Below are 14837 nucleotides of genomic sequence, written 5' to 3' on the forward strand. Positions count from 1 at the left end.
CTGCGCATACAACCCAACAGCACCGAAAGGAATCAGCGCCGTGAACAAAGTCTACCGTCTGGTCTTCAACCGTACGCTCGGCGTCATGCAGGTCGCCTCCGAGCTGGTCAACGCTGCGCACGGCGGGGTAGACCACCGCGGCGGCAATACCGTCGGCACTCTGCGGCCGATCAGTTTCGCGCTCTGGCTGGTGCTGGGCTGGGTGGGATTGGTGCAGCCGCTGTCCGCGCAGCAGGCGCCGGCCGATCCCGGCCGTATTGCCGCCGACCCCGGCGCACCGGCAAACCAGCGCCCGACGGTGATCACCTCGGCCAACGGCACGCCGCAGGTGAACATCACCACGCCCAGCGCCGGCGGTGTGTCGCGCAACACCTACCAGCAGTTCGACGTCGGCCAGCAGGGTGTCATCCTCAACAACTCGCGCGGCGACGTGCAGACCCAGCTGGGTGGCTGGGTGCAGGGCAATCCGTGGCTGGCCACCGGTACCGCGCGTGTCATCCTCAACGAGGTCAACAGCAGCAACCCCAGCCACCTCAATGGCTACGTGGAGGTCGCGGGCGCGCGGGCGCAGGTGGTCATCGCCAACCCGGCCGGCATCCAGGTCAATGGCGCGGGCTTCCTCAACGCCAGCCGGGTGACCCTCACCACCGGCACGCCGATCGTCACCAATGGCGTGCTGGACGGGTATCGCGTGGAAGGCGGCAGCATCGGAGTCGGTGGTGCAGGCCTGGATACCAGTCGCGCCGACTACACCGACATCATCACCCGTTCGTTGCAGGTCAACGCCGGCATCTGGGCCAACCAGCTGCAGGCCAGCCTGGGAAGCAACGTGGTTAGTGCCGATCACAGCAGTGTCCAGGCGCAGAAGCCGGCTTCGGCGGCGCCCGTCTTCGCGCTGGACGTGGGCGCACTGGGCGGCATGTACGCGAATCGGATCTGGCTGGTCGGCAACGAACACGGCGTGGGCGTGCGCAACGCCGGCAAGATCGGCGCGCAGGCCGGTGAACTGGTAGTCACCGCCGATGGCCGGCTGGAGAATGTCGGCGCGATGCATGCGCAGCAGGACACCCGCATCGACGCCAGCGGCGGGATTGCCAATGCCGGCACGCTCAGTGCCGAGCGCGAGCTGCGCGTGCAGACCCCGGTAGACGTCGACAATAGTGGTGGCACGCTCAATGCGCGCCGCATCGAAGTGAACGCCGATGCGCTGCGCAATCGTGGCGGCAGCATTGAACAGCTCGGAACGCAGGCGCTGCAGCTGCAGGCGGCCGATGTCAGCAATCTGCAGGGCCGCATCGGCAACGTGGCCAGCGTCTCGCCGGGTACCGGCACCGGTACCCCGCCTGGCACCGGTACGCCCGGAACCGGGACGCCGGGTACGGGCAATCCGGGCACCGGCACGCCCGGCACGGGTACCCCGGGCACCGGCTCTCCGGGCACCGGCACCCCGCCGGTCACGCCGCTCCCGCCCCTGGCAACCGGCATGCTCAACATCGCCGGAACCCTGAGCAACGACGGTGGCCGCATTGAAGCCAGCGGTGACCTGCAGCTCAGCGCCCGCAACAGCCTCGACAACAGCGACGGTACGCTGGGCGCCAGTACCCTGCAGGTACAGGGACAGGCGCTGCGCAACATGCGCGGCACCCTGCAGGTCCAGGGTGCGGCCAGCGCGCAGGTGCAGCAGCTGGACAACAGCGCCGGCCGCATGACCTTCGCCCGTGGCTTCGAGTTGAAGGCGCAGTCGGTGATCAATCGTGGCGGCAGCCTTGCCCACGGTGGCAGCGCGGCGACGACCTGGACGATCGGTCAGCTCGACAACGGCGAGGGCAGCATCTCCAGCAATGCCACGCGCCTGGGTCTGGACATCGGCACCCTGGTCAACACGAAGGGCAACATCAACCACGCCGGCAGCGAAGGGCTACTGCTGCGAGCGGAGGTACTGGAGGGTGTACAGGGCAGCATCGCTACCGCAGGCGCGGCAGACCTGCTGCTGGGCCGTGCCGACCACCGCGGCGCGCAGCTGGTCGCCCGCCAGCTCGAGCTGACGGCACAGGACTTCGACAACCGTGGTGGCCGCGTGCTGTCCACCGGCCAGCAGGCCAGTACGCTCAGCGTGCGCAATCATCTGGACAACAGCGACGGTGGCCTGCTGGCCAGCAATGCCGACCTGCAGATCGACGCAGCATCCTTTGGCAATGCCGCAGGTACCGTGCAGCAGGCGGGTACCGGCAACCTGCGCATCACCACCGCCAACCTGCAGGGCCAGGGCGGCACCGTCCTCAGCAACGGTACCCTGCAGCTGCACGGCGATACCCTCAACCTGCGCAATGGCACCACCGCTGCACAGCGCATCGATGTGCGTGCCGGCGACCTGACCACCGCGGGCGGCACGCTGACCTCGACGGGCAGTGATGCATTGCGCCTGCAGGTCGCGCGCACCCTGGACAACAGCGGCGGCACCGTGGGTGCCAATGGTGCGCTGGACATCAACGGCGGCACCGTCATCAACGATGGCGGCAAGCTGATCGCCGCAGGCACCGGCACCAGCCGCATCCATGCCAGCCAGCGGCTGCAGAACCAACGCGGCCTGCTGTCCGGCAATGGCGACCTGGACATCACGGCCGATGGCCTGCTGAACGAGAGCGGCAGCATCGACCACGCCGGCACCGGCACGCTGAAGATCGACGCGACCTCCGTGCTGGGGACCGGTGGCAGCATTGCCAGCAACGGTCAGCTGCAGTTGAGCGGGCAGCAGCTGGACCTGCAGAAGGGCAGCACCCGCGCCCGTGACGTGAAGATCGACGCTGCCGGGCTGGACACCAGTGGCGGCAGCCTGCTGTCACTGGGCGAAAATGCGATGCAGCTACAGGTGCAGGGCCTGCTGCGCAACGACGGCGGCAGCATCAGTGCCAACGGCGCCCAGCAGATCCACGCGGGCGCGCTGTCCAACCGCAGTGGCGCGCTCAACTCGGCCGGTACCGCGGCGTCGCAGATCCGGGTCGACGGCACGCTCGACAACAGCGGCGGCAGCATTGCCAGCAATGCGGGCAACCTGCAGCTGCAGAGCGGCGCCCTGATGAACGCAGGTGGCACGCTCAGCCATGCAGGTACCGCCGGCCTGGTCATCGACACCGGGCGCCTGGACGGCGCGAAGGGACAGATCGCCACCGCCGGCGCACTGCAGCTCAACGCGGCCGAAGTCGATCACCAGGGCGCGTCGCTGACCGCCACGCAACTGGACATCACGGCAGCCGGGTGGAACAACCGGGGCGGACGCATCGTCGCCACTGGCACCGGCAGCAATACGCTGCGCGTGCAGGGCACGCTGGACAACGGCAATGGCGGCACCTTCGCCAGCAACGGCAACCTGGATATCCACGCGCGCACCTTCGGCAATGCCGGGGGAACCGTGCAGCAGGCCGGTTCCGGCAGCCTGGCCATCACCACGCAGGACCTGACCGGTGCCGGTGGCACCCTGCTCAGCAATGGTTCGCTGGACCTGCAGGGCGACAGCCTCGATCTGCGCGACGGCACCACGACGGCGCAACGCATCAGCATCGATGGTGACAGCGTGATCACGGCAGGTGGTCAGTTGAGCGCGCTGGGCGCCCAGCCCCTTCAGCTGCAGGCCCGCAGCCTGCTCGACAATACCGGCGGAACGCTGGGCAGCAATGGCGCCATCGACGTACGCGCAGGGCGCTTCGTCAACGACCATGGCAAGCTGATTGCGGCCGGTGAAGCGGCCTCTGCGATCCGGGCTGCACAGCTGGAGAACCGCAGCGGCTCGATCTCTGCCAACGGCAACCTGCACATCGAGGCGGAAACACTGTCGGGCCAGGGCGGCAGCATCGGTACTGCCCGCGCGCTGGATCTGCAGGGCGGGTCGCTGGACCTCCGCGGCGGTACCGTGGCGGCCGAGCAGCTCGACATCGTGGCCGGCAGCCTGGACAACAGTGCGGGTGCGCTGCGCGCTACGGGCATTGGAACGCTGGCGATGCAGATCAGCGGTCGCTTGGCCAACGACGCCGGCACCATTGCCAGCAACGGTGCCCAGCACATCGAAGCCAGTGAGCTCTCCAACCGTGGCGGCACGCTCAGTTCGGCCGGCAGCGCGTCCACTGAGCTCCGCATCGACGGCCTGTTCGACAACAGCAACGGCATGCTGGCCAGCAATGGTGCGGCGCTGAAGATCGACGCCGGCAGCATGGCCAACGTCAAGGGCACGCTCAGCCATGCCGGCAGCCAGGGCCTGCTGCTGCGCACCGGGCAACTGGATGGCCAGGGCGGCACCATCGCCAGTGCAGGGGGCATCACCCTGCAGGCGGGCAGCGTGGACCATCGCGGCGCCACCCTGCAGGCCGAGCGCATCGCGCTGGACGCACAGTCCTTCGACAACCGGGCCGGCAAGGTCATCGCGACCGGTGCAGAGGGCAGCCGGATCGACGTGGTCGGCAGCCTGGACAACGGCGGGGGTGGCCTGCTGGCCAGCAACGGCGACCTGGACATCCAGGCTGCGCAGTTCGGCAATGCCGGCGGCACCGTGCAGCTCGCCGGCGAAGGCGTGCTGTCGATCAACGCCGGAACGCTCAACGGTACGGGCGGCACGCTGGTCAGCAATGGCAGCCTGCTGCTCAAGGGCACCACCACCGACCTGCGCACGGGTGTGACCTCGGCCAAGCGGATCGAGGTGGATACCGGCACCCTGATCACCGCCGGCGGCACGCTCACCGCGACCGGCAGCGACATGCTGCGGCTGAGCGCGCGCGAACGCATCGACAACAGCGGTGGCACCGTATCCAGCAACGGTGGGCTGGACCTGCGCAGCGTCGCGCTGGTCAATGCTGGCGGTGCGCTGCAGTCCGCCGGTACGGCGGCCAGCCAGCTGAACATCGGCCAGAACCTCAACAACCGTGGCGGTCGCATCCTGGCCAACGGCGGGCTCGGCATCACCGCCGGCAGCATCGACAACCAGGGCGGCACGCTGCACAGCGCTGCACGCCTGGTGGCAAAGGCCGATGGCCTGCTCGACAACAGCAACAAGGGTGTCATCGCCAGCGGTGCGGGCATGCGCGTGTCAGCGGCTTCGCTGGACAACCGCACCGGCAGCATCGAGCAGGCGGGCGACAGCCTGTTGCAGATCGATGCCGACACGCTGCTGGGTCATGCCGGCCGCATCGTCAGCAATGGCGAGCTGCAACTGAAGGGCGAGACCATCGATCTCAGTGCGGGCACCACGGCCGCGCAGCAGGTCAGCGTCGAGGCCGGCCAGCTGGACAACACGGCGGGCACGCTGACCGCTACCGGCAACCAGGCGATGTCGCTGCAGGTACGCGGCGCGCTGGGCAATGACGGCGGCACCATCGCTGCCAACGGTGCGCAGCAGATCAGCGCCGGTTCGCTGTCGAATGCGGGCGGTACCTTAAGTTCGGCAGGTACGTCCGACAGCCGGATCACCGTCACCGGCCGTTTCAACAACGGCGGCGGCACCCTCGCCAGCAATGCCGGCAACCTGCGTGTCGATGCCGGGCAACTGGTCAATGCCGCGGGCAGCATCGTCCATGCAGGGAAGGGCGTATTGACCGTACAGGCCACCCAGCTGGACGGCGCCGGCGGCAGCATCGCCACGGCAGGCGGATTGCAGCTGGATGCGGTGACCGTGGACCATCGCGGCGCCACCCTCACTGCCGATCACTTCGCCCTCAACGCCGACCGCTTCGACAACCAGAACGGCAAGCTGCTGGCGACGGGCACGCAGGCCAGCACCGTGCAGGCCACCACGTCACTGGACAATGGCGGCAACGGCCTGATCGCCAGCAATGGTGACCTGACACTGACCAGTGCAGTGTTCGGCAATGCCGGCGGCACCGTGCAGCAGGCTGGCACCGGCATGCTGGCCATCAACACACACACCTTGAATGGCCAGGGCGGCAAGCTGCTCAGCAATGGCGCCCTGCAGTTGACCGGCGAAACCACCGACCTGCGTGACGGCACGCTGTCGGCTACCCGCATCGCCGTGGATACAGGCACGCTGCTCAACGCGGGCGGTTCGATCATCGCCTCTGGCAGCAATGCATTGAAGGTGTCCGCGCGCGACAGGCTGGACAACAGCGGTGGCACGCTTGCCGGCAATGGCACGCTGGATCTGCGCAGCGCTCAGCTGCTCAACAACCGGGGCACGATCCAGGCTGCCGGCGGCGGTATCAGCACCCTGGCGATCACCCACGCGCTGGAGAATCGCGGTGGCCGCATCCTGACCACAGGAGACGCCACCCTCACCGCAGGCGCGTTCGACAATCGCGGCGGCATCGTGCACAGCGATGGCAGCAGCGCATTGACCGTGCGCGTCGACGGCCTGCTCGACAACAGCGACAAGGGCACCCTGTCTGCCGGAGGCGCACTGCTGGCCGAGGCACAGTCCATCAACAACGATGGTGGCACCGTGGCTGCTGCTCAGGACATGCAGCTGACCAGCGCCGATGCGCTGCGCAACCAGGGCGGCCTGGTCCAGGCCGGCAAGCACCTGCAGGTCTCGGCCAGCGGCCTGAACAACAACAGTGGCCGGATCATCGCCAACGACCTGCAGCTGGATACCCGCGGCCAGGCGCTGGAAAACCGCAGCGGCATCATTGCCAGCCTTTCCGGAAACGCAGAGCTGCGCAGCGGTGCCCTGGACAACACAGGCGGCCTGCTGCAGTCGGCGGCAGCCCTCAGCATCAACACCGCCGGACAGCGGCTGATCAACGCCGGTTCCAACGGCAACGGCATTGTCAGCAGTGGCACGCTGCAGATCCGCAGCGGCGATCTGGACAACCGTGGTGGCGCGGTGTCCGCCAAGGCCGGTGCCGACGTGCAGGCCATCAACATCGACAACAGTGGCGGCGGCTCGCTGGTGAGTGCGGCCGACCTGCTGCTGCGCGCGCAGCAGCTGGCCAATACCGGTGGCAGTGTGACCGCCGGCGGCAATGCCGACATCGGCTTGCAGGGTGCGCTGCTCAACAGTGGCGGCCTGGTGGCCGCGACCGGCCGCCTCGACCTGCAGGCCGGCCATGTCGACAACCGCAATACGCTCAGCCCGGGCAATGGTCCTGCACTGGGGCTGCAGGGCAAGACCCTGCAGATGACCACCGGCAACCTGGACAACCAGAACGGCCAGGTGATTGCCGACAACCTCGTGCTGCAGGTGAACCAGCGCCTGGACAACAGCGGTGGCCTGGTGTCGGCGGCCCTGAGCTCCGACGTCCGCGCCGATACCCTGGTCAACAGCGGCGGCACCCTGGTGGCCGGCAGGCAGCAGACCCTCCGCACCCGCGAGATCATCGGTGACGGCCGGCTGATGTCGCAGGGTGACATGACCCTGGAGCTGGGACAGAGCCACACCAACCGTGGCGAGATGGTGGCCAACGGCACGCTGAGCCTGTCCATCCAGGGCAACCTGGACAACACCGGCAAGCTGGCCGGCGCCAACGTCAACATCAATGCGGGCAACATCACCAACGCCTCTACTGGCGAGATCAGCAGCATCGGCCTGACCCGCCTTGCAGCGGGCGGCGCACTGGTCAATTACGGCCTGCTGGACGGCAACGTCACCCATATTACCGCCGCGACCGTCGACAACATCGGCAGCGGCCGCATCTACGGTGACCGCGTCGCCATCCAGGCAAGTTCGCTCAACAACCTGGCAGCCAACATCGGCGGCGTGGACCGTGCAGGTACCATCGCCGCGCGCCAGCGCCTGGACCTCGGCGTCGGCACGCTGACCAACAGCGGCAAGAGCCTGATCTTCAGCGATGGCGACGCCGCCATCGGCGGTGCCCTGAACGGTCTGGGCGCGGTAGGCAGCGCGCAGAAGGTCGACAACATCGGCTCCACCATCGAGGTCAGCGGCAACCTGGACCTGTCCGCGCTGGCGGTGAACAACATCCGCGAGAACGTGGTCGTGGAGACGGTCACCACCGTGCATGCGCCGGTCCGGCTGGAGCAGCCCGGCTGGTTCAAGAACGCCAACAACAGCAACCGGGATTTCCGCGCCACCTCCAATTACCAGCCGTATGAGATCTACTATCTCAACCCGGCGGACATCCTCGAAGACACCCCCTATGTCACTCCGGATGGCCAGCAGATCCGCAAGGCGGTGATCCGGCTGTCCAGCAACACCAGCGCCTATGCGTTCGCCCGCGGTGGCGTGCATGGCGCACGCGCGTCACGTGAGCGCCTGAGCGTGCAGGACGGCACGGTCACGATCTACTACGTCAGCCGCGCCGACAACCGCAACAATCCCGATCAGCTCGGCGCAGGCGCGGAAGATCCCTTCCGCGATCTGTCCACCCGTGGTCCGGGGTCGCCGCCGATCGAGTACGTGACCGATACCCTTCGGTACAACAACGCCTATGGCACCTGCACCACGACCTGCGTGCAGATCATCACCTATCCGGACTATGACAATCCGGACGCGACGCTGATCAACATGCAGCGTCACCCGCAGGAGACTAGCGGCAACGAGAAGACCCGCATTGCCACCCGCACCACCGTGGAAGACGTTGTGGTTTCGGCAGGAAACAACGCCGTGATCAACGCGGGCGGCAACATGCGGATCAGCACCGATCGGCTGGAGAACCGTTTCGCCAACATCGCCGCGGGTCGCGACCTGGCCATCGTCGGCCTGAACCGCGATCAGTCCGAGGTGATCAATGCTGCCGAGCAGCTGACCCGTACCAGCACTTTCGACAACCAGTCCATCACCTACGGTGGCTCCTCCAGCCGCTGGAAGGCGGCACCGATCACCGAGAAGACCGGCGCGCTGGGTTCGTCGATAACCGCCGGTGGCAAGCTCACCATCGATGTCGGCAACCTGCGCAACGACAACAACGGGGGCAGCAACCCCAACGCCGGTGGTGGCAAGGGCACCGCGCAGCTGGATACCAACGGCCGCGGTGCAGGTGCGGTCGGCCCCGGCGCGGGCAGCGTGCAGGGGCCCGGCCAGAGCACAGGCCAGGGTGCCGGCAGCGTGGACGCACAGGGGCCGGGCACCGCTGGCGCGGCGCAGGGCGCCAACGGTGGCCATCAGCAGGCGGTCGCCCAGACCGACGGCGTGCGCGCGGACGCGGCGGGTGCCCAGGGCCCCGGCCAGGCCGGCAACGCCGGGGCGGGTGCTGGCACGGCGCAGGACATCAATGCCGCCCAGGCCGGGCAGGCCAATGCCAACGGCCCGGCGGCGGTGCGCGCCGGAGAGCATGCCGGCAGTGGTGGCAATGCCGCAGTGGATGGCAAGCAGGCCACGACGACAACCGGTGCTGATCCGCGCGTGGTGGTCACCACCAGCCCGAATGCCAGTGCACCCACCGCCAGCCTGTTCAATGTGGACGCCAACCGTGGCAACCACATCGTGGAAACCGACCCGCGCTTTGCCAGCTATCGCGATTGGCTCAGCTCGGATTACCTGCTGCAGCGGGCAGGCTTCGAGCCCTCGCAGACGCAGAAGCGCCTGGGCGACGGCTTCTACGAGCAGAAGCTGGTGCGCGAGCAGATCGGCGAACTCACCGGCCGTCGCTTCCTTACCGGGCACGCCAGCGACGAAGAGCAGTACCGCGCGCTGCTGGAGGCCGGCGCCACGGTCGCCAGCGAATGGGGCCTGCGTCCCGGCGTGGCGCTGACCGCCGAGCAGATGGCACGCCTGACCAGCGACATCGTCTGGCTGGTGGAAAAGGACGTCACCCTGGCCGATGGCTCGGTGGTGCGCGCGCTGGTGCCGCAGGTCTACCTGCGAGTGATGCCGGGCGACCTCGGCAACGACGGCGCCCTGCTGGCCGGCGCGGAGGTGGATGTCAAGCTGCGCGGCGACCTGGTCAACAGCGGCACGATTGCCGGCCGGCAGCTGGTCAGCATCGATGCCGGCAACATCCGCAACCTGTCCGGCGGCCAGATCAGCGGTGCGCAGGTGGGCCTGTCGGCGCGCCAGGACATCGACATCATCGGCAGTACCGTCAAGGCCACCGATGCCATTGCATTGAAGGCCGGTGGCAACATCACCGTGGCCTCGACCACCACGGAATGGAAGGACCAGGGCGACCGCCTGTCGCAGCAGAAGACCACGCTGGATCGCGTGGCCGGCCTGTATGTCACCAACCCCGGTGGCGATGGCGTGCTGTCGGTGGTGGCCGGCGGTGATATCGGCCTCAAGGCAGCGGAGATCCGCAATGCTGGTACCCACGGCATCACCCAGCTGGTTGCCGGTGGCAACCTGGAACTGGGTGCGCAGACGCTGGGCCAGAGCAGTGCGCTGAACCACGACAGCCGCAACCACACCAGCAACAGCCAGACCACGCATGCGGTGACGTCGATTGAGGGCGCTGGCGATGTGGTGCTGGCGGCGGGCAAGGACATCAACCTGGCCGCAACCCGCATCAAGACCGATGGCGGCATGGCCCTGCAGGCCGGTGGTGACATCAACAGCCAGGTGCTGATAGACAGCCGCAGCAGTGATTTCAGTGCCGGTGGCAAGCGCAGTTCGCTGCAGATCAGCCAGAGTGACGAGACCGCGCGTGGCAGCCAGTTGCAGGCTGGCGACAATGTAGTGCTGAGAGCGAACCGCGATATCAACCTGACTGCCACCCAGGTTGCCAGCTCGGATGGCACGCTGAGCGTGGCGGCCGGTCGCGACGTCAACCTGCTTTCGGCCAACGAAACGCATGACTTCAGCCTGGACAGCTACGACAAGAAAAAGAAAACCCTGTCGAGCACCACCACCACCCGCCATGCCGAGAGCAGCGACAGCTATGCCATCGGCACCGCGCTGCAGGGCAAGGCGGTCAACGTCAACGCGGGCCATGATCTGACCGCGGTCGGTGCGGTCATCGATGCCACCGGCAATGTGACTCTGGCTGCCGGCAACAATGTGCTGATCGCTTCCGCAGAGGATCAGCACAGCAGCGAGTCCAGCCAGAGCAGGAAGAAGTCCGGCTTCACTGGCGGCTTCTCCAACGGCACCGCGTCCATTGGCTACGGCAGCTCGAAGAACAGCAACAGCATGGCCGAGCAGTCGACCACCCCGGTCGGCTCTGCGATTGCTTCGCGCGACGGCAACGTGCTGATCAATGCCGGCAACCAGCTGACGATCGCCGCGTCCGACGTGGCCGCAGGCAAGGACCTGACCCTGGTCGGCAAGGACATCAACCTGCTCGCCCGCCAGGATACGGTGGATACCCAGGCCAGCCAGTCGAGCAAGTCCAGCGGGTTCTCGGTCGGCTTCACCTACGACCCGGCCAAGGCGTATCGCACCGCACGCGACAACGCCACCGACGGCATGGCCGACAGTGGCACGATGATGGGCCGGATCACGCGTACCGCTGAAGGCGTGGCGGCCGGCGTGTCGGCGGCGGTGCTGCCGGCGATCACGGCCGGCAGCCAGCGCTCGAACAGCAACCAGAGCCACTCCACCAGTGAGGCCCGGGTCAGCAACCTCAATGCGGGAGGCAATCTCACGTTGATCGCCAATGGCGGCTCGATCACCAGCCAGGGTGCGCAGATGTCGGCCGAGGGTGACGCCGCGCTGTTGGCCACCAAGGACATCGTGTTCGACGTGGCGCACAACACCGAGCGCAGCGGCAGCGACAGTCGTGGCAAGGGCTGGGGTATCGCCACCAACTCGGCCGGGTTGCCGTTCGGAACCAACAACTCACGCAGCGAAGGCGCCGGCCAGAGCGATACCATCACCGGTACCCAGCTGTCGGTGGGTGGCGGCGTGCGCATGGCCACCACGGAAGGCAATATCAGCCTGACCGCCGCCAACATCGCGGCCGAGAAGGACGTCAACATCCGTGCGGCAGGCGACCTGACGATCCGCAGTGGCCAGGACACGGTCAGCAATGCCAACCGTTCTGACAGCAAGGCCATCGGTACCGTGCAGATCTCCGATACCGAGAAGTTCTCGGGCTGGCATCGCGAGCAGCACCGTGACGACAGCGCGCAGGTCTCGCAGGTGGCCAGTACCGTTGGCAGCCTGGGAGGCAGCGTCAACCTCACCGCAGGTGGAAAGTACACGCAGACTGCCAGCAACGTGATCGCGGCCAAGGATGTGAACATCACTGCCGCCGAGATCGAACTGCTGACCGCCGACGAGAGTGGTCACTACTCGCAGAGCGACAAGGACCTGAAGATCGGTGCCTTCGCGCGGGTCAAATCGCCGTTGATCGATCTGCTCAACAACGTCGATGCCGCGCGCAAGTCCGACGGTCGCCTGCAGCAGATGCAGGGCCTGGCCGCCGGCGCCAATGCCTACCAGTCGGCCAGTGCGATCGCAGGCATGGCCAAGGGCGCTGGTGGTGGCACGCTGCTCAGTGCGGAAGCGGGAGTGGGCTTCAAGACTTCCAGCAGCAGTGCCGACGGCAGCAGCCAGGTCTCGCGTGGTTCCACCATCCAGGGCGGCGGCAACGTCAACCTGACCAGTACCGGTGGCGACATCCACGTGGTGCAGGGCAATCTTAGTGCAGGCCACACGCTCAGTCTGGATTCGGCCGGCGATATCCTGCTGGAAGCGGGCAAGGCGCATGTGGCCGACCGCAGCAAGAGCAGCAATGCCGGCGCCGAAGTCGGCGTGGGTGTTGCGGTGGGTGCGCAGACCGGCGTGTACGTCTATGCCGAAGCGAGTGTGGGCACCAGCAAGTCCAATGCCGAGAGCAGCACCTGGCAGAACACCACGCTGACCGGCAAGAACATCTCGATGAAGGCCGAGGGCGATACCACCCTTCGCGGCGCGACCGCCACCGCCGACCGCATCGACGTCAAGACCGGTGGCACGCTGACCATCGAATCGCTGCAGGACGTCGCCGAGAGCATGTCCAAGAACAGCCAGGTAGGTGGCCGCGTGCAGGTGTCGTTCGGCACCGCGTGGAATGCCGACGGCAACGTCAGTTCCGGCAAGGCCAGCGGCAGCTATCAGGGCGTCGGCCAGCAGAGCGGCCTGTTTGCCGGCAATGGCGGCTACCACGTCGATGCCGGCCACGTGAACCTGGTGGGTGGCGCGATCGCCAGCACCAGCGCGGCCAACAGTCAGTTGACCGCACAGACCCTGACCTTCACCGATTTGAAGAACGAAATGGACTACAAGGCCAGTTCGGGAAGCATCAGTGGCGGCGCTGGCGGGGCGGTTAACAACTGGACCCCGATACCGGGTACCACGACACCGCACGGCTCACCGGGCGTACCGATGAGCGAAAAGGGTAGTGACAGCAGCACCACCCATGCCACGTTGACCGAGGGCAACATCACGATCGGTGGTTCCCGGACCACGGCAGCTGAGCTGGGTATCAATATCGACGCCAGTGCGGCGCACCGCGCGCTGGATGCCCTGCCTGACACCAACAAGCTGCTAGCGGACCAGCAGGCGATGGCATCTGCGATGGGGACGGTGGCCAGTGTAGGTCAGCAGATTCGCGCCGACATCAACCGATCGATCGACGAAGCGAAATCCCGTAAGGAGACCGCGAAAGCCATTCTGTCCGACCCCGTCCGCAGTTCGGCGCTCAGTGCGGATGAAAAGACGGCGCTGGTGGCAATGGCACTTGAGTCGGACAGAGATATCGAACGCCTGCAGAAGGCAGGAATCCTGGTTTCCTCGATTGCCGGCGGCCTGGTTGCATCGACGGGAAGTGCCGGGGAAATTCTGGGGGCCACGTTGGCGCCCGCGATCTCATACCAGATCGGTCAGTATTTCAAGGAAAATCCGGCCAGGAATACTGTGGATGCTGGTAGTCGAGGAGAAGAAGGCAGCGCTGCTCACATCCTTGCGCACGCCCTGCTTGGCGCCGCAGTTGCGTCCAGTAGTGGTAGCAATGCCCTCGTGGGAGCAATCGCCGCGGGAGGTGCAGAGGCCGCAGCGCCGGCTGTCGCCAGACTTCTTTACGGCAAGGACAGTAAGGATCTGACCGCAAGCGAGCGGGAAGCCGTCAGTGCGGTTGTAGGCGCGGGCGGATCAATCATCGGGTCATTCAAGGGTGGATTGATTGGTGCCGCTGCCGGAAGCAGTGCAGCGAAGAATGCCGTGGACAACAACTGGAGTGAGGTCGGACACTACTCCACCATGGCCACGATTCTCTATCTGGCCAACTTCAACGAAGACGATGCTAAGGCTTTGGCTTTGGCAGCGTGGTCGCCGGATACCGACAAGCGCAATGCAATCACAACGGGCAATGTTCAGGCCGGAAACGATCCTTCCGGCTATCAGCAGAGTCATCATCTGCTGGATGGTGAGACTGATCCTGTAAAGGTCCTGGCCAAGCAGAAGGAACTGGGTGAGAAGGTCAGGGGCATACTGGTCGATCTCAAGTACTACCATGACAATCCAACAGCGAAAGCCAACATTCTTTCTGATCCGGAGAATCAGCGTATCCTGCATGCGTTCGGCGACTCTTTCGCGCACGTGAAACCAGACGGAACGCATTACACGGGTGTGGACGGCCATTTCTGGGACGGAACCAAACCTGACGAACCAAACAATCATCCCAAGGCGTACGCCGCGTTTGTTTCCAGTCTCTTTGAAATAGCATCATCGGTGAGTGGTTCGGGCGTTGGTGACAAGGCGCTCAATGATCTGACCTCCTCTGTTATTGCTGGAACATCCGAGAGCGCGCAGAAGAAGGCTCTTGCGGCGGCTGCCAACACGAAGGGAAGCAGTGACGCTGGCCTGGTGAATTCGCCCATTGCGGGGTGCGATATTTGGAATCGATGTGGAGGAAATACGGCGAATTCCGAGATTGATCGGATATACAAGGTCACCCGCCCGGGGCCCCCTGTCATTGATTGGTCAAGGCTGAATTTCCCTGCTGGGTGGAGGTGAGTTCGGA

General features: G+C 66.2%; 1 protein-coding gene. It reads left to right on the forward strand.

Going from position 1 to position 14837, the window contains the following annotated elements:
- The first annotated feature begins 40 nt into the window (after positions 1–40).
- Complete coding sequence (locus ACZK29_RS00550) at positions 41–14830, forward strand: hemagglutinin repeat-containing protein (protein ID WP_181502555.1); 14790 nt, start codon at positions 41–43, stop codon at positions 14828–14830.
- Positions 14831–14837 lie beyond the last annotated feature (7 nt).

The organism is Stenotrophomonas sp. 89682_Sma (genome assembly GCF_056481405.1).